Annotated in this window: 11 protein-coding genes; 1 reads left to right on the forward strand and 10 read right to left on the reverse strand. The window is 73.4% G+C overall.

The genetic code is table 11. The features are described from left to right. Positions 1-454: 454 nt before the first annotated feature. From BKA10_RS09795 to BKA10_RS09835, 9 genes are all read right to left on the reverse strand, one after another. Complete coding sequence (locus tag BKA10_RS09795; RefSeq protein WP_183499725.1) at positions 455-2431, reverse strand: DUF5684 domain-containing protein; 1977 nt, start codon at positions 2429-2431, stop codon at positions 455-457. Continuing rightward, positions 2428-4863, reverse strand: coding sequence for a transglutaminase-like domain-containing protein (locus tag BKA10_RS09800; RefSeq protein WP_183499726.1), 2436 nt, complete (start codon positions 4861-4863; stop codon positions 2428-2430). Before BKA10_RS09800 ends, BKA10_RS09795 begins: the two co-directional genes overlap by 4 nt. Beyond that, on the reverse strand, positions 4860-6215 hold the full coding sequence (locus tag BKA10_RS09805) for a DUF58 domain-containing protein (protein ID WP_183499727.1): 1356 nt from the start codon (positions 6213-6215) through the stop codon (positions 4860-4862). The genes BKA10_RS09800 and BKA10_RS09805 overlap by 4 nt, the downstream gene beginning before the upstream one ends. Further along, positions 6212-7177 carry an AAA family ATPase gene (locus BKA10_RS09810; protein WP_183499728.1) on the reverse strand — a complete coding sequence of 322 codons (966 nt, stop codon included), beginning with the start codon at positions 7175-7177 and terminating at the stop codon, positions 6212-6214. Before BKA10_RS09810 ends, BKA10_RS09805 begins: the two co-directional genes overlap by 4 nt. Positions 7178-7202: 25 nt before the next feature. Continuing rightward, entirely contained in the window at positions 7203-13193 is a 5991-nt protein-coding gene (locus tag BKA10_RS09815; RefSeq protein WP_183499729.1) for an Ig-like domain-containing protein, read from the reverse strand. Beyond that, a complete protein-coding gene (locus tag BKA10_RS09820; RefSeq protein ID WP_183499730.1) occupies positions 13193-14314 on the reverse strand; it encodes a serine/threonine-protein kinase in 1122 nt (373 codons plus the stop codon). The genes BKA10_RS09815 and BKA10_RS09820 overlap by 1 nt, the downstream gene beginning before the upstream one ends. Before the next feature lie 106 nt (positions 14315-14420). Further along, positions 14421-15086 carry a spermidine/putrescine ABC transporter substrate-binding protein gene (locus BKA10_RS09825; protein ID WP_183499731.1) on the reverse strand — a complete coding sequence of 222 codons (666 nt, stop codon included), beginning with the start codon at positions 15084-15086 and terminating at the stop codon, positions 14421-14423. Between the two features lie 499 nt (positions 15087-15585). Then, positions 15586-16056: a DUF6121 family protein gene (locus tag BKA10_RS09830; RefSeq protein ID WP_183499732.1), complete on the reverse strand. Its 471-nt coding sequence runs from the start codon at positions 16054-16056 to the stop codon at positions 15586-15588. Between the two features lies 1 nt (position 16057). Then, positions 16058-17161 (reverse strand): ABC transporter, encoded by a 1104-nt coding sequence (locus BKA10_RS09835; RefSeq protein WP_183499733.1) that lies wholly within the window; start codon positions 17159-17161, stop codon positions 16058-16060. Between the two features lie 129 nt (positions 17162-17290). On the opposite strand from BKA10_RS09835, the gene BKA10_RS09840 reads away from it, so the two are divergent. Continuing rightward, positions 17291-17896, forward strand: coding sequence for a DUF3558 domain-containing protein (locus tag BKA10_RS09840; RefSeq protein WP_206686979.1), 606 nt, complete (start codon positions 17291-17293; stop codon positions 17894-17896). A gap of 132 nt (positions 17897-18028) precedes the next feature. On the opposite strand, the gene BKA10_RS09845 is transcribed toward BKA10_RS09840, so the two are convergent. Continuing rightward, a complete protein-coding gene (locus BKA10_RS09845; protein WP_183499734.1) occupies positions 18029-18664 on the reverse strand; it encodes a hypothetical protein in 636 nt (211 codons plus the stop codon). Positions 18665-18699: the final 35 nt, after the last annotated feature.

Here is an 18699-nt window from a genome sequence, read left to right on the forward strand (position 1 = left end):
CGACGCAGCAAACAGGGTCACGTCTGGTCGCCTCACGGTCGGCGAGACGGCAACACGCGACCCCAAAACGGTGCGGTGCGGCTCGGTGCAGCAAACAGGGTCACGTCTGGTCGCCTCACAGTCGGCGAGACGGCAACATGCGACCCCAAAATCGTGCGGCTCGGCTCAGCGCAGGAACCAGGGTCACGTCTGGTCGCCTCACGCCCAGCGAGGCCACAACACGCGACCCCAAAACTGTGCGGTGCGGCTCAGCGCAGGAACCGGGGTCACATCTGGTCGCCTCACGCCCAGCGAGGCCACAACACGCGACCCCAAAACGGTGCGGCTCAGCTCGGCGCACGAAACCAGGGTCACGTCTGGTCGCCTCACGCCCAGCGAGACGGCAACACGCGACCCCAGAACGCCGGTGTCAGGAGCAGCAGCCGGGCACAGCGAGCCAGACTTGCCGCGGGCGTCAGGCGTCGCCGCGGGTCAGGCGCAGCTCGGCGTCGCCCAGCAGGAAGCGGTCGCCGGCGGGCACCGTCGAGCCCGGCTCGATCTCGATCTCGGTGCCCAGGACCGTGGGCAGCAGCACCCCGTTGGTGGAGTGCAGGTCGGTCAGCTGCCAGCCGTCGGCGTGCAGTTCGAGCCGCGCGTGCGTCTTCGAGACGGTGCGCGTGCGGTCGTCGAGGGCGACAAGCTGTGCCCGCGGGCGGGCCGGGTCGGGGGCGGGCTGCCTGCCGAGGATCACGACATCGGAGGTCAGCGCGATGGGGCGACCGGATGCCGGGATGAGCTGCCACGCCGGCCGCTTGCGCCGCGCGATGACGGTGTGGTCGAACTCGTCGTCGACGGCTTCTTCGCCGGAGGCGGACTCGGACCCGGACGCGGCCCCGGGCGTCTCCTCCTGCGCGGGCACCGACCGCCGCGCCGACAGGGGCGCGCCCGCGGCGGGCGAGCCGACGACGGCCGACACCTCGCCGGACATCTCGGGGAACACATCGGGGTCGTAGTGCGACGCCGGCCACTCGCGCACCCGGCGCTCGGCCGGCGGCACGGCGGGCATCCGGGTGACCGGCGAATCGCCCTGCGGCGGGACGGCGGCCCTGCGGCCCGGGACGAACGAGATCGGATCGCCCGTCGTGTCGACGGGAGTGCCGATGTACGGCCGTGTGCCGGCCGCGCTGGGCGGGAAGGGCGACGGCGACACTGCCGAGACCTCGTCGATCTCCGACCCCCATGCGTCGACGGACTCGTCGGCGTCGACGGACTCGGTCGGCACGTCGGTGACTTCGTGCCGGGGGCGCGGGGCGAAGGAGTCGGTGGTGGATGCCGGCGGCGGCGCGTCCGCGGCCCGCGGAAGTGGCACGATCGGCGCGGTGCGGGGAGCCGGCTCGGCGGCGCGGGAGCCGGCACGGGACGCACCGGGGTCGGTTGCGGGGATGGCACCGGCGTCGGATGCGGGGATGGCACCGGCGTCGGATGCAGAGTCCGACCCGGGACCGTACGTCCCCCCGCCGGGGAACGACGGCGCGTCACGGTGGGCGTTCACGTGCCCGGATGCCGGGGTCGCCGGCGCCCGCTCGTCCCGGCGCGGGGCGGGGCTGAAGCCGGGGGCCGGATCAACGGACGGTGCGGATGACGACTCGGGTGCCGGCCACGCTCCGCTGCTTTCGCCAGGCGCCGGCCACGCTTCGGTGCCGCCGGCAGGAGCCGCGCCGGCACGAGCCGGACCGGCGGCGGCTCGCCCCGCGCCAGGTGCCGGCCAGGCAGGACCGCCGTCTGCGCCGGAGCGAACGGGGCCGGGGGTGCCTGATCCCGGAGCGGGGGTGTCTGATCCCGGAGCGGGAGCGGGCCAGCCCGCGGCGCCGACGCGGGCCGGGCCGGACGCTTCGGCGACGGGCGCCTCGCGGGCGGCGGGTGAGGCCGCGGCATCCGGTGCCGCCGGCGGCATCCACGACGAGGTGCCGACCGGCGCGGCCTCGGGCCCGGTCGCCACCGGCGGTGCGAAGACCGCGGCCGTGCGGGCGTCATCAGATCGCGGAACGGGCGGGCGCACCGGCACCGGACCGCCGAGCCGGGCGCCCAGCCAGCGGGCGGGGCCGAAGCCGAGGATGCTCGCCCACACGACGAACAGCAACGCGGCCAGGACGGTCATGCTGCCGCCGTAGCCGAAGCCGGGGTTGATGCGATGGGCCGCGATGATCATCAGGATCCACACAACGATCACGCCGGCACCGGTGAGGGTCAGCAGCACGAGCCACGGACTGAACCCGCCCCATTTGAGCACCGTGGCCTGGTTGAGGAACGGGACCCAGCCCTTCCACGCGTCCTCGCCCATCTTGCGGAACATCGCACTCAGCGCCAGCGCCGTCCAGATGTACAGCGCCACGCCGATCACCAGCGACAGCAGGATCACCAGTGCGGACAGGGATTCGTCGGCTGTGGTCATGATGCGGTCCGCCGTCGGCGCGCGGCGCGACGGCTCCCCCTCTCGGTGCTGCTCTTATCCGCCCCGGCGGGACGAGCGAAGCGGACGAACGACCTCAACGATACGGCTGCGCGCAGCCGCTGCCACAGTCCCGTGCTCCAGGTGCGTCGCTCCGCGTCGACGATGCGCCAGAACTCGTCCGCCTCGTCGGCGGTCGTCGTGCCCGCCGAGAAGACGGCCTCGTCGGCGGCGACGGCCAGTCTGCGCCCGTGCTCGGCCCCGTAGGCGTCTGCCGTCTCGACGCGGGTGAGGGCCTGCGGCGGCATGAGCCCGGCATCCACGGCGGCATCGACGTACTCCTCCCAGCCCCCGGCGATGCGGGCGACCGGGTCACCGCGGCGGCGACCGGCGCGGCGGGTCGCCTTGGCGAACAGGATCGTCAGGAACGGCGCCAGCGGCAGCGCCGCGACCAGCGCGACGATGCTCCCGATGCGCAGCGTCGCCCACAGCCATTCGAGGTCGACGGGGTCGGCCGGGCGATCGGTGCGGGCGGTGTCCTCCTGCGCGGGACGCGGCGGCACGACCTCTTCGACGCTGTCGGGACGCACCTCCGTCGGCACGCGCGGGTCGGGCTGCTCCACCACGGTCCGGTCCGGCGCGAGGGTGTGCTGCGGCGTCACGTCGACCGGCACCCACTGGCCGCCGGAGGACCGCACCTCGACCCACGCGGTGATGTCGCCCGCGCGGCACGCGCCGTCCTCGCAGGTGGACAGCCCCGCGTCCGTGCTCTGCAGTCGCGCGCCCAGCACGACGCGCGCAGGGAAGCCGAGGTCCTGCGCGATCAGCGCGACCGCGGTCGCGAACTGCTCGTCGTCGCCGACGGCGGCCACCGCGGCCGCCGGACCCTGCGCGCCGACGGCCGCGTCGCTCTCGAGCAGCGCCGTGAACATATCGCCGATGCGGGCCAGCGAGTGGCCGGCGGCGCTCGGGACGAACGTGTAGCCGTCCAGCGCGGTGACCCATTCGGCCCCGCCGTCGATCTCGAGCGCGTGGCTGAGATATCCGCGCTCACGCAGCAGCCTCACCAGGTCGGCCAGCGCCACCCCACCGCTGCCGGCGACGTGATCGTCGATCCAGGTGCGCATACTCGCGGGCAGTTCGACGGATCGGGTCACCCCGCCGGGGGCGTCGATGTCGACGAGCGGCGGGGTCTCGGGCAGCACGCCGCGCAGCCGGTAGCGATCGCCCGGCGCCCACTCGACGGTCTGCACCGCCGCGGCAAGCGGCCCGCTGTAGTAGAACCCGTCGGCCAGGGCCGCGCCTCGCGTCCCTTCGAAGTCGATGGATGCCACGCGGCCGACAGTCGGCATCCACAGGCCCCACAGGATCCCCAGCTCGATCTCGACGTCGACCGGCTCGCCCTCGCCCGCGTCGAGGGTCGACGGCACGCGCGTGAACTGCGCGGCGTCGCCGGCGACGTCGGTGCGGAACTGGACGCCGTCGTACACGTCGAGGGTCGCCAGCCGCACGCGGTCGGGCAGCTGCTCCCCCGTCACGGTGAACATGACCTCGTCGAACGTGTCGTCGCCGAAGATCGACCGGTAGCCCGACAGCGGGCTCACCGCCCGAAGCATTTCGACCTCGGGCCCGATGGCGGTGCGCAGCACGTCGCGGTCGGCCGACTGCGCGACCGCGGGCACGACGGCGGTGACCGCGACCGCGGCGAGAGCCACCATGCCGGCGCCCAGCGCGACGCGCCTCGACTCGACGCGCGAGGACCGTCGCAGCCGCACGCCGCTGGACTCGGCCGCCCGCTGCAGGGCGCCGCGCCGTTCGTCGCGGGCGCGCCACGACATCCACAGCACCCCGGCGACCAGCGCCGCGATGCCGATCGCGGTCTCGACGGGGGCGGCGAGCGTCACCGGCCCGAGCGAGAACGGCGCACTGACGGTCGTACGGCCGAACAGCAGGCCGAACGCGACCATGGCGATCGAGACCGGCACCGCGGCGTACGCCCAGCGATCGGCGCGCCAGACCAGCAGCAGCAGCACGGTCGTGCCCACGAGGAAGATCACGAGTGCGGGCACGAGCAGGTTGCGGTACGACCCGACCGGCAGGTCGACGGTGACGAGGTCCTTCCAGCCGAGCACCACGCCGCCGGCCAGCTCTTCGAGCCCGCGCAGCAGCTCGGCCGGCCCGCCCACGCGGCTGGGCACGGCGAGCGGCACGCCGACCACGAACATGATGACCGCGAGGATGCCGGCGACCGCCCAGCCGCCCCAGCCGCGGCGATGGACGAGGGTCGCGACGGCGAGCGCGAGGACGGATGCCACGGCGACGAGCGTCAGGAACGCGCTCGTCCGGTAGATCGGCCAGGCTGCGACGGCCGCGATGACGACGATGACGGCGACCCATGCGGTACCGGCGATGACGCGGTGCGACGAGGTCGTCATGACGTCGCTCCCCGCAGCAGCAGCCCGGCGAGGTCGTCGAGCACGCCCACGGTGAGCACCGTGAACGCGCCGAGCGTCTGGCTGCGCGGATGCGCGCGCTCATCGCACACCACCGCGACGGTGACGGTGTCGACCGGGAACGCGAGCGCCGCCCGCCGCAGCCGGGTGAGGCCGACCTGCGACCCGGCGACCATGATCGCGATCGACAGGCCCTCGGCGGCCTCGGCCGTCAGCCGGCACACCTCGTCGAACGGCATGGTGTTCGCGATGCGGTCGACGCCGCTGAAGCCGTCGAGCAGCGGGCGGGGCGCCGCGGCCGGGATGTGGCGGATGGCGCGCAGGCGCCCTTTGACCACCCGCGGGATCTCGGCGCCCACGACGATGTCGAGGTCGCGGGCGTCATGCACGGCACGCAGCGAGAGGGATGCCGCGCAGCTGACCGCCAGCTCGAACTCGTCGGCGGAGGCGAACTCCGACTCTGCCAGCCCCAGCACGACGGCCATGCGCGAGCGCCGCGTCTCTTCGTACTGGCGCACCATGAGGCGGCCGGTCTTGGCCGTCGACTTCCAGTGGATCTGGCGACGTGCGTCACCGGCGACGTATTCGCGGATCGCGTGGAAGGAGATATCGGCATCCACGAGCCGCTTGGTGGCGTTGCCGTCGAGGTCGCGGATCAGCCCCGCGCTGGTGGACGGCAGGACGACGGTGCGGGCGTGGACGTAGAGGTCGTGATGGTCGGCGAGCGCGTGCTCGCGCCGCAGCAGGCCGATCGGGTCGGAGCGGACGGTGGTGGCGGGGCCGACGGTCACGATGCCGCGTGGCTGCGGCGGGATGTCGAGGGTGTGCACCGTCTCCTGCCCCGGCCGCAGCAGCGGCACGCCGAACTCGACCAGGCCGTCGCCGACGGGGACGTCGATGCGCCCGGGGAGGGCGGAGCGGCCGTCGGCGTTGCGCACCGTCACCTGGGCGGCGACGCCGTTGCCGGCGACCACCCGCTCGTGCCCGAGCGTCAGGGCGACGTCGTAGGAGCGTGCGCCGAACAGGAAGGGGACGCTCAGGGCGAGCAGCACGACGGCGACCGCGCCGGCGACGATCCACTCGATCCAGCCGAAGATCAGGCCGACCGCGAGTCCGACCGTGGCGGTGGCGAGCACGAGCACGCCAGCGGGCCGGATCGTGCGCCACGCCCAGCCGCTCACCGTCCGGGCCGCCACGCGCAGGCCGCGCCACAGCCGCGAACTCCACACCGCCGCGCCGACGAGGGCCCGGTCGCGCGCGACGGTGACCTCGGTGCGCTCCCCCGAACGGGTCGCGGCCGAGGTGCGGGTCAGCCGGGTGTCGCCGAGGGTCATGGTCCGTCTCGGCGGGTCGGGGGCGGAACGTCGAGCAGAACCTGTCCGACGACCGCCTCGGGGGTGACGCCGTCGAACTCGGCCTCGGGGTGCAGGATCAGCCGGTGCGCGAGCACGGCCACCGCGAGCGTCTTGACGTCGTCGGGGGTCGCGTAGGTGCGGCCGTGCGACACCGCTGAGGTCCGCGTCGCGCGGGCGAGGGCGAGGGCGCCGCGGATGCTGACGCCGAGCCGGACTTCGTCGGCCGCGCGCGTGGCATCCACGATGCGGGCGATGTAGTCGAGCACGAGGGCGTCGACGTACACGTCGGCGGCGAGCTCGGCCATGTCGATCAGCGCCGTCGGGGTGATCACGGCGGGAAGGGACTCGATCGCGACGGCGGCGCCGTCGAGGATCCGCACCGTGGCGGCGTGATCGGGGTAGCCGAGCGACGTGCGCATGAGGAAGCGGTCGAGCTGCGCCTCGGGCAGCCGGTAGGTGCCGGCCTGCTCGATCGGGTTCTGCGTGGCCAGGACGAGGAACGGCGAGCCGACCGGGTGGGTCACGCCGTCGATCGTGACCCGGCGCTCCTCCATCACCTCGAGCAGGGCGGACTGGGTCTTGGGGCTCGCGCGGTTGATCTCGTCGGCGAGCACGATGTTGGCGAACACCGGTCCGGAGTGGAACTCGAATTCGCCGGTCTTCTGGTCGTACACGGTGACGCCGGTGATGTCGCCGGGCAGCAGGTCGGGGGTGAACTGGATGCGGGTGGTGGTGCCTTGCACGGACTGCGCGACCGCCCGGGCGAGCGAGGTCTTGCCGGTGCCGGGAACGTCCTCCAGCAGCACGTGACCCTCGCTGATCATCGCGGTCAGCACCAGTTCGACGATGTGGCGCTTGCCCAGCACCGCCCGCTCGACGTTGTCGGCCAGCTGGCCGAAAGTCTGAGCGAACCACGTCGCCTGCTCCTGCGTGATGGTCATTCGGGGTCCTCGTCGCTGGGGGGGGTCAGCCGGCTGGGGCCGGGTCGGCCTGGTCGGGATCGGTCGGCACGGGGTCGGTGGGGGTCGGATCGGGCGTGGGCTCGGGTGTCGGTTCGGGCACGGGCGCCGGGGTGCACGTCGCCGAGAACGAGGCGGTGGCGGCGTCGAGGTTCCAGGCGCCTGGCCAGCGGACCTCGACGCGGATGCCCTCGACGCGCACCGCCGCATCGGGCACGAGCCAGGTGTTTCCGTCACGAGGCAGAACCCGGCCCTCGGCGTCATAGTAGGTCAGATCACGCGAAGAGAAGCCGACCGTGCCCCGCCCACCGGTGGACGAGGACTGCGGGGCCAGCGTTGCGCCGCCCGCACACGAGTCCACCCACCACCGCGCCTGCACCTGGTACGGGGCGCTGCCGCGCGCGGGCGCGACCGTCCCCCAGGCCGACTGCCACCACCCCGAACGGTGCTCGTAGCGCACGCGGATGCCGGGGTCGGCGTCGAACACCCCGGTCGGGTACCCGTCGAAGACCACGTCGTTCTCGTTGGGGATGGTCTCGGACGAGCGCGGCGCCGAATCGATCGTCCATGCGGCGCGGAGTCCGTCGACGTGCGCGGTGGGACCGACGACGAACGTGTACCCCTTCGGGGCCTCGGTGCTCTGCACGGCACGCACCTCGCCGCGGACGGTCGCCCGGCCGTACGATCGCCCGTCGTACCAGGACTCCACGCACAGCACGAACGTGTACAGCCGGCCGTCCGGCAGGCCCCGGAACGTGCGCTTCTGGCCGTCGACCGAGACCGTGCAGGTCTCGCCGTCGGCGACGATGCCCCACCGCAGCTGCGCACCGTCGCCGCCCGAGACGGCGGCACCCGCGGCGGCGACCTCGGTGCGGCCGCCTCCGGTCGACGTCGCCGTCAGCGACAGGACCAGGTCGGTGGGCGCGCCGACGCCGTTCGCGACGCCCGTGAGCACGCCGGTGGGCGGTCCTGCACCGGTTCCCGGGGGCACGTCGAACCGCGACCGCGGCGTCACCGTGACCGTGGTGGCGGTGTTGGACCCGACCCGGAAGCCGGGCACGACGAGTTCGGTCTGCCCCGTCGGGACGGTCACGCGGATCGTCTCGCCCGCAGGGCTGGAGATCTCCAGGGTGCCGGTGTCGGCGGCATCCACCCCGCTGATGGTCAGCGACGCGATCTTGCCCTCGCCCGCGGTGACCACCGGCACCGACCGCAGCCCGGTCGGTGCCGCCGGCGGGTCGTATGCCCACGCGGTGGTGCGCACCGAGGTCGCCGAGGATCCGACGGCGTTGACGGCGAACGCCTCGTAGGTCCGCTGCTCGCCGTTGGGCGCCTTCAACTCGGGGCAGACGCCGGCGGCGGTGCACTGCGCGACGACCGCGCCGTCCCTGCGCAGCTCGAATCCGGTCAGCGCCGGGTACGCCGAGCGCGCCGCGCCGGGGTCGACGCGCAGGGTCAGCGAGCCGTCGGCGTAGGCGGTCTGGCTGAGGGATGCCGGTGCCCGCGGGAACCCGCGCAGATCGAGCGTGAGGGTGCCTTCGCGATCGCCCGCGCTCTGCCGGCCCTGCGCGTCCTGCACGGTGAAGGCCGCTGTGCAGGTGGCGCCGGCGGTCTCGTCGGTCCAGGTCGCGCGGATGGCGGAGGCCGAGGCGACCGCGAACGTCACGCCGGCGCACGTGCCGCTGCGGGACACGCCGACCACCTTCAGCGGGGTGCCCGGCAGCGGGTTGACCTCGCCGGCAGCCCCGGTGACCGGGATCGTGCAGCTCGAGCCGTCGGCCTGGCTGCACTGCCCGTCGACCGTGCCGCCGCGCGGCAGCGCCGACGGCGCCGCACCCACGCGCACCATGAGCCGTGCGGGGGCGACGCCGGTGTGACTGGTCACCGAGACCATCACGTACTCGGAGGTGCCCGGCACCGCGTCATCGAGCCCGGTCAGCGTGAGCCGCGACCCGTCGAGCGTCGCCGTGATCGACGCGGCCGTGTCTTCGATGCGATACGCGATCGGCTCGGGATCACCCTGCCAGCTGGTCATGTCGGCCACATCGTAGGTCATCGTCTCGCCCGGTCCGACCGTCACCGATGCCGCCGTCAGCGTCGGCTGCGGGTCGACCGGGGTGACCACGACCGGCACCGAGAGCACCGTCCAGGCGCGCTGCCCGGCCAGTCGCACCGAGACGACGCACGCATCGGTCCAGGGCGCGCCTTCGTCGGCGATGTAGCGGATCCTCGTACCCGAGTCGGCCTCGCAGACCGCTCCGGCCCGGGCGCCCGACGCGCGGACGTCGCCCACGTCGACGAGGGTGTCCCGCGGCCGGGCGACGAGGTCGGACATGTCGGCGGTGGCCTCGCCGCCCTCGTCGACCTGAAGGGGCGGGGCGCCGCTGCGCAGCGCGAGGGTCGGGTCGGCCGCGGCCGGCACCCGCAGGAACGCGTAGGTGGTGATCGTGTCGGTCCCGGTCTGACCGGTGACCGAGAACGGGATGAGCCGGGCCTGGTCGGTCAGCTCTCCGCGGATGCGGTTTCCCGACACCCGCACGCCGTCCGGCGACCCCCACAGTCCCAGCGTCAGGTCGGCGATCTCGCCGCCTTCCCACACGACTCTGCCGCCGAGCACATCGACGCCGGTGGCGAAGTCCTCGCGGTCCTCGGCCGTGAGGACGGTGTCGCCGACGATCGGGTAGGCGGGTACGCGCTCGCGGACGACCTTCACGACGATGAGGCCCCGCGCGGTGTTGCCCGAGGAGGACTCCACGTCGTACAGGAACGCCATGGTGCCCGGCTCGGTGCCGGCCTCGATCGTCACGGTGTCGTCGCCGACGGATTCGATGCGCTCGGCCAGCAGCTCGTACTCGGGAGCCGGGGTGCCGTCGAGCGCGGTCTCGGGCACATCGGGGCGCACCCCGGTCAGCCGCAGCTCGCCGAGTGTGGGGTCGAGGTCGTTGGCCAGCGGCTGCACCCGGATGACATTGTCGGCACCGGCCTGCACGTGCACGTAGTCGGTGTAGGTCACCGGGGACGGGTTGGCATCGCCGCTGAGCACGCCCACGCGCACGACGCCCTCGCCGGTCGCGCCGGCGGCGTCGACGACGCGGTACCGGAACGAGTGCTGACCGCTGTCGCCGGCCACGCTCGTGTAGACGATCGAGGTGCCGTCGGCCGAGATGGCCGCCGACCCGACATCGGGCTGCTCGACGATGCCCTCGAGTCGCACGACGTCGCCGTCGGGGTCCATTCCGAAGCCGTCGAACGCGATCGTGGTCGACAGCCCGCTGAGCACGCGCCCCGACAGGCCCGACGGCAGCGGGGGGCGGTTGGCGTCGTCGGCGAGCACCCGCACGCGCACCGTCGCGGTGTCGGCCAGACTCGGCGCCCCCGTCGTGAACACGCCGTACTCGACCGTGTAATCGCCCGGCGTGCCCGGAGCGAGATAGCGCAGCAGGTCGCCGGACGCGAAGGCCAGAGCCGACCGGCTGGACGAGACGATCGTCTCGGGGTCGATGCGCGGCCGCCCGCCCGAGGGGGCGAGGTCGTTCGCGAGCACCGGGATGTCGATCTGCGACCCCACCCGCACGACGACGGTGTCGTCGACCGCGATCGGGGCGGCCTCGGGTGCGGGCGGCAGCAGGTAGACGGTCGCCAGTCCCTCGACGGCCGCGCCGGCGTCGTTCGTGCCGTCGCTGACCCGGTACGACACGGTCCCGAGGATGCCGGACTCGTTGGACGCCGTTGTCCCCGACACCCGCAGCTGGCTCTGCGCCACGGCATCCACCGACAGCGTCGCGCCCGGAGTCGGGTGCGCCACGACATCGCTGAGCAGCAGCACGCGCCGGGTCGGGTTGGACACCGCCGCGAACACGTCGACGGTCGCATCGGCCTGCGGACGGACGAAGGCCACCACCGGCGCCGTGGACAGGTTCGGCGGGGCGTCGGCGGGCAGCAGCGTGATGCGGGCGAGGCCTGTCGCCTCGCCGCCGGCGGAGGTCACCGTGACAGAGACCCGGTAGGTGCCCGGCTCGGCGGCCGAGAAGTCGAACTGGGTCGTGCCGCCGACCACCGTCGCGGTGGCGGTGGCATCGTCGAGCACCCGCGCCGCCGTGAGCAGCACGTCCCCGGCCGTGCCGGTGACGTGGTCGGCCACGTCGACCGTGAGCCGGGCGCCGACGATGTCGACGACGGCGAACGACTGGATCTGGGGCTGGGCCGCGCCGAGCACGCGCACCGGCAGCGACGCGGTGGCCTGGGCGCCGCGGGCATCGGCCACGGTGTACGCGAGCGAGATCACCTGGTCGCGTTCGCTGCCGTCGTCGCTGTGCTGGTACACGATCTCGCCGGCAGGGGTCGAGGCGAGGCTGCCCACGCCCCCGGCGTTGTGCACGTCGAGCAGCATGATCGGGTCGCCCTCGGGGTCGACCCAGCCGCCCAGCACCGGGACGGTCACGGTGCCGCCCCGGGCGACCGACGGGCGCGGCGCCTCTTGCTCGCAGCCGGCGACCCCGCACCACACCGGTGCGGAGTTGGCCGAGTCGGCGGCCACCGTGAGTGTCACCGTGGCCGGCTCCGAGGTGAGCCCGTCGTCGGCGGTGCCGTCGGTGACCGCGTACTCGAAGGTCGCCGTGCCGGTCGCGTCGGCCGCGACCCGCACGGCCAGCCGCTGCCGGTCGTCGGTGGCGGTGACGACGCCGAACGACGGATCGAGGCCCGTGACGCTGTCGGGCCCGATCGCCAGCACGTCCTCGTTCGGATCGTGGTCGTTCAGCAGCACGGGCAGCGAGACGAGCGCCCCCGGACGTACGCCGAACGCGTCGGGCTCGGCGACCGGAGGGCGCGGGTCGATGACCGCCGGAGGCTCCTGCTCGCTGGGCTCGGCCGTGGTCGGGGCGGTGTCTTCGAGCTCCCAGTCCTGGCTGGACGGCAGCAGCCGCGCGTCGTCGACCGTCCACACCCACCCCGAGCGCGCGTCGTTGAGGATCAGCGCGTCGCCGGTGTCGACCAGGGTCGGCCGGCGCTGCGCCGGCAGGGTGAGACCGCCGTAGTCGAGTGGGCGGGCGGTCTCGGAGTCCCACAGCGTGCCGGGGCCCTCCCCCTCGGGCAGCCACGCCGCGTACACCCGCTCCCCCCGCAGCACGGGGCGCGCCGGGGTGCCACGCGGGGTCGTCGCGTCGCCGAATGCCGGCTCAGCCGGGTCGCCGTCGACCGGCACCCGCACCAGACCGGTCTCGTCGGCCAGGTACACCGAGCCCGACTGCGGCGCCGGACGACTCAGCACCACGGCCCCGGTCGTGCCCGCGTCGGCCGCCCCGTCGGTCTCGTCGGTCCAGTAGCGGCCGTCGTCGGTGTCGACGAGCACCCAGTCGTCACCGGCGCTCGTGAGGGCGGGCAGGTCGGCATCCGCGTCGACGGGATCTTCGCTGAGGACAGTGGATGCCGCGATGTCGAACCGCAGCACGGTGTCGGCCGCGGCGGAGTAGCTGAACAGGATGCCGCGCTCGTCGACCGTGACGGCGTCGGCCACGTACGGCGGCGTCTCGTCGTCCGGTGTGCCGAACGGGTCGACCTCGGCATACGACTGCGTCGACAGACGCCCGGCGTAGATCGCCCCGGCATCCGTGCGGAACACCACGAAGTCACCCGCACTGACAGTCTCCTGGGTGCCCGGCGGGGCCGTCGCGGCGGCCTCGAGCCCCTGGGCGTCGAGATCGCCCGGGATGGACTCGTCGATGCGGATCATCTTGCTGTCGCTGTCGGTGAACATGTAGGCGCCGGTGTCGGCCTCCACGATGCGACTGGGATTGGCCACCGCGCGCACGGTGTCGAGCTCGCCGACGGCGGTGTTGACCCGGGCGTATCGCAGGCCGTCGGCCTGCAGCACCCACACCGCCGGGTCGCGCGGCGGAGTGTCCTGCGCGTCGAGGCCCGGCCACGCGATGCTGAGGCCCGCGACCAGCGCGATCGCGGCGGCTCCGGCGCCGACGCCGACGACGGTGCGGCGACGCATCACAGCCCTCCGAGCAGCAGGGCGACGACCGTGCCGACCGCGATGACGAGGACCGCCGTGCCGCCGGCGATCCACGGCCAGACCGGGCGGCGCCGGGCCGGTATCTCGCCGACGACGGTCGAGTCCTCGTCACGCTCAGGGCTGCCGGTCGAGTGCGTGTACCGGCGGCCCTCCCGCGGCAGGCTGCTGCGCACGGGCCCGCGCACCCGGGCGTCTGCGAAGTCCACTTCTGCGGCCACCGGCATCCACTCGTCTGTCGGCACTTCGAGGAGCGTCGGCGCCAGTCCGAGCGAACGCTGCACCTCGCGCACGGCCTCGCCGAAGTCGCGGGCCGACCGGTAGCGGTTGTCGGGGTCGCGGGCCATCGCGGTCGCGAGCACCCGCTGCAGCTCGTCGGGCATGTCGTCGCGCGCCACCGGCACGAACGTGGCGCGGGCGATGCGGCTGCGCAGGTGATCGCGGGTGTTCTGCCCGCGCTCGCGGCGCTCGAACGGGCTGTGGCCGGCCAGCAGCGAGTACACGGTCGCGCCCAGGCTCCACACCTCGCTGGCGACGGAGCCGCCGGTGTGCTCGGCGACGACCTCGGGGGCGCTCCACGGGATCGACATCGCCAGCACTTCGCCCGGCGCGTGCCGCAGCGACGACGAGATGCCGAAGTCGGCCAGCACGGCCGTGCCGAACGTGGTCACCAGGATGTTGCTCGGCTTGATGTCGCGGTGGATGAGGCCCGCCCGGTGCGCCGACTCGAGCGCGCCCGCCAGCCGCACCGCGATCGCCATGACCTCTTCGACCGGGATCCGCTCGATGCGGTAGCGCTGCGCGAGGGAGCCGGGGCAGTACTCCATGACGATGTAGGGGCGGCCGTCGGCCGAGATGCCGGCTTGGTACACGGTCACGATCGCGGGGTGCGCCGACAGGTGGGCGAGCACGTCGGCTTCGGCGTTGAACATGCGCACGAGGTCGGGGTCGTGCTCGTCGCTGGGCAGCACCTTGACGGCGACGGCGCGGCGGGGCATGTCCTGCTGGTAGAGGAAGACGTCGGCGAATCCGCCCGATCCGAGCGGCCGGACGTAGTCGAGTCCGGGCAGGATCGGGGGCGCGGAGGGAAGCCTGTGTGCCATGGCGCCCCTCACCGGTAAGAATGCGATGTTCGCCACCCGGACAACCCGGCCCCAGGATCCGGTGCGAGACGGGGCAATGCTAACAAAACCACCCGTGAGCGGCCTGTTACGGCTCGGAGATGCCCGGGTCGGCGCGGGGATCGAACGGCGCATCGAGCGAACGGGTCAGCTCTTCGAGCATCGCCGCGATCTGCGGCTCGACGTACTGGCCGACGGCCGCCTGGATGCGCAGCCGGTGGTGCAGCAGCACCGTGCACACCTCGCGACCCACCATGTTCGCGTAGTCGTCGGCCAGCTTCACCTCCTGGCGCAGCGCCGCTTTGGCCTCGTCCGACAGGGGCGGCAGCGCCGGCACATCGGCAGCGGCCTCTTCGGCGAGCCCGGAGATCGTGAACAGGAACGGCTGCCCGGGCAGCGGGTCGGGGTCCATCGGCATGCCCTCGAACTCGGGCTCGAGCCCTTCGCCGGGCCGGTAGCTGCGGGCACGGTTGCGCTCGGCCTGCTGGTCGAGCTCGGCCTGCAGCATCGGCAGATTGCGCGAGGTGTATTCGGCCACGGCGTGGTCGACGATCGTCTTCATCCGGGTGGACAGCCCGTGCTGCACCCCGTGCGGCACATCGGCGCCGAGTCCCGCCGCCGACAGCACCGGCGACCCGAAGCAGCGCCGGCACGGGGCGACGCGCCCCCGGTGGGTCGACGGCTCCCAGCGCGGAAGCCATCGCAGCCAGACGTCCACCGCCTGGCTGACCTGGGTCTCGATCGACCGCTCCACGGCATCCATTGTTCCGTGTCAGGGCCCAGTTCGCAGGGATTCGGCGTTCTGCGGCTCGGCGGGGGGCTGATTCATCCGGCCGGACGTGCGGGAACTTCGCGCGATAGCGACCGCAGGCGACGGATGAAGGGGTGCCGGTGGGGCCTGCCGGGGCGGACGGCGGGCTCATCCGGCCGCAAGTGCGGGAACTTCGCGCGATCACGACCGCAAGCGACGGATGAGTGGCTGCCGGTGGGTGCCGGGGCGGCCTGCCGGGGCGGACGGCGGGTTCATCCGGCCGCAAGCGCGGGACCTCGGCGCGATGACGACCGCAAGCGACGGATGAGTGGCTGCCGGGGCGGGAGGCCGGGGCGGACGGCGAGCTCATCCGGCCGCAGGTGCGGGAACTCGACGCGATAGCGACCACAGGAGACGGATGAGGGGCTGATGCCGGGGCTGATGCCGGGCGGCTGAGGGTGGGGGATGCCGGGGGCGGCGGGCGCTGGCATCCTCTCGGCCATCAGGGTTCGTCGGTGTCGGACTCCCACGGCCAGCGGGGGCGATCTGCGCGGGTGCGGACGAGGGCGACGCCGACCCATCCGGCGATGAAGGCGACGACGGCGAGGGCCAGTGCGAACCACGACAGCAGGAATTCTCCGGCGGCGGAGGCCGCGAGCACCGGGTCCTCCCCCGCGAACACTGCGCCGAACCAGAGCCCGACGAGGTAGGCGAGCACCGCGGCGAGGGTCACGACGGCCGCGATCCAGTACGACGGGTTCGGCCGCCGCAGGGTGACGAGGAGGACCCCCAGCACGGCGACCGTGGCAAGGCCCGCGGCGGTGGCGCCCGGCAGGTTGCCGAGGCCCTCGGTGGCGATCACATCCTGCTCGAGGAACAGGCTGGTCATGCCGAGGACGGCGACCAGGAGGGCGAAGAATCCGACCGTGGCGAGGGCCGCCGCCACCGGCGGTCGCACCCCTGGCCCGGTCATGTCATCCCTGGTGCAGCTGGGGTCCGGCCTCGAGCGTGCGCTCGTACTCGCGCTGGGCCTCGTAGTTGAGCTCGGTGACGCGCTTGCCGCGCGCAGAGACCCATGCGCCGAACCAGATGGTCAGCTCGCGCCCGAAGATGAACGCCACGATCGCGAGCGGGGCGAGAAGCTGGCCGTCGACGAGCTCGGCGCCCTCACGCGCGGTGAGTTCCCAGAACGGGGCCTGGAACAGCTGACCCAGCAGGTGTCCGCCGTACGAGACGGCGCCGACCAGCAGTCCGAAGATGACCCAGTAACCCCAGCGACCGCGGTTGATGATCGCGCCGAGCAGCCAGAACCCGAGGAAGAACACGACCACCGGCACCCAGAACCACCAGGTGGTCAGCGCGGCCACGGCCTCGGTGCCCACATTCTCGCCCGTGATGGAGCCGTCGGCGAGGCCGAAGCCCAGTGCGGCGGCGAGGTAGAGGATGCCGAACGACACAGCGGCCAGCAGGCCGATCGCGCCGGCGGCACCGCGGTTGCCGCGCGGGCGGGGGGCCTCGGGCGCCTGGACGAAGATGGGCTGCGGCGAGGCGGTGTACGCGACGCCCGCGGCGGCGCCGGTCGCGACCGGCTCGCTCGGGGTGACGGCATCGCCGTACGCGGTGCCGTCGTACGCGGTGGTGACGGCGTCGGGGCCGGTGGCGTCGGTGCCCGCGACTGCCGTCGTGTCGGCGGAGGGCTCGGCGGCCGTGGGCGTCGCGACCGTGGCGGCCGCGCCGGGCACGTAGCCGGCTTCGGCGTAGGCGGCGTCGAGGTCGGCATCGTGGCCGGCCGGCGCGGCCGCGGAGGCGGTGTCCGAGGCGGCGGGGTCGGTCGCCGTGGCGGCCGAACCGGTTGCGGCGGCGTCAGCGGTGGCAGTGCCGGAATCGGCGGCGGATGCGGTCGAGGGCGCCGCGTCACCGGCATCCACTCGGGCGAGCTCTTCCTCGCTCACCGCATCGCGAGAAGCGGCCTCGGCCTCGGCCAGGCCCTCGTGGGCGCGACCGACCACGTCGTCGACCGACCCGGCCTCGCCTGTCGTGTTGTCGTCAACCGGCTCGCCGTAATTGGGATCGCTCATTGCGATGTGCTCCTCACGCGGGGCACGCGCCGCCGCAGTGCGAGAGTAACGTCCCGCGGCCGCTCCGCCGCGGAGGCATGCCGAGTGTCGGCACCCCTGCGTCGGAACGCCCGCTTATCGTTGAGGATCATGTCCCGCCTCTCGCGTCTCGCCGCACCCGCGCTCATCATCTCTGCGCTGCTGCTGACGGGGTGCGTGGCGGACGATGCGCCGGCTCCGGATGCCGAGGCCTCCACCCCCGCCCCCGCTCCCACGACCGCGGTGCCGACACCGGCCTCGCCCACCGACGCGGTGCCATCGGGTCCGGTGCTGTCGATGACCGTGCTGCCGACCGGGTGCGAGGACATGCTCGACGACGCGGTGCTCGCGCAGCTCGAGGACATTCCGTTGAACGACCCCAGCTTCGGCGAGAGCGGCGTGCTGCCCGACCGGTCGCTGCGGTGCGTGTGGTCCGAACCGGGCTCACAGACGACCCGGCTGGTCACGACGATCAACTACGCCCCCGAGCAGCCGGTGCTCGACTACCTCAACGTGCTGATGGCCGACGGGTTCGTCTGCTACGAACCGAGCGGCGGCCTGCGCTGCGAGGCGACGTGGGACAACGAGACCGCCCCGGTCACCGACGGACGCACGCTGTTCTACCGCGACGGTGTGCTCATCGACACGCAGTACTCGAACCTGGCTCCGTCGGGCTACACGGCCGCGATCATCCGGACGCTCTGGCCCGAGGGCTGACCGCGGCGGCTGCGGGGTCACCGTTCGGGCCCGAGGGCTGGTCAGGACGGCTGCGGGGCCGCCCTCCAGGGGCGACTGCGGGGTCGCCGCCCAGGGGCGACTGCGCCTATCAGGGGCAGGCCAGGTCGCCGATCAGGACGACTCGGCGTCGGCCTCACCGGGCGTCTCGTCGACCACGAAGACACGGTCGGCGACCCGGCGATGGTAGTCGACCGGATACCAGGCGTTCTGCGACGTCGACAGCCACAGTCCGCCGCCGGTCTCGATCGTCTCGGTCAGCTCTTCCTCGGTGCGGACGCAGCGCACCCGGGCCTCCTGTTCGGTGCAGGCGAACCCCAGGCCGGGAAGAGCCGCGGTGGCGATGGCACCGGCATCCGTCGCCACCGTGGCCACCGTCGTGTGGATCTCGCCCTTGTCGGACTTCCAGCTGCAGGTCATCCGCACAACCGGGCTGAGCGCCTCGACCACGGGGGTGGCCGTCGTGGTCGGCGCGTCGGTCGAGGGCGTGAGCACGGACTCATCGGTCCAAACCAGCGCGGACCACAGAGCGTCGACGTACAGATCGCGGCACTCGACCGGGTCGGTCGGATCGAGCTCGTCGTCGGCGGTCGTCGCGCCGGGCGGCCGGTCGCCGGCCTGCTGCGCCATCCAGCCGACGGTCGCCGGCAGCATGGGCAGCGCGAGGACGCCCAGACCCACCACGACGGCCGCGCACACGAGGCCCACGATCCACGCGAAGATCGCATTCCTGCCACCGACTCGAGCCATGACTCAACGGTACGGTGCGCCGCGCCTTTTTTGGC

The sequence above is a fragment of the Microbacterium invictum genome, from assembly GCF_014197265.1.
GTDB classification, from domain to species: Bacteria; Actinomycetota; Actinomycetes; order Actinomycetales; family Microbacteriaceae; genus Microbacterium; species Microbacterium invictum.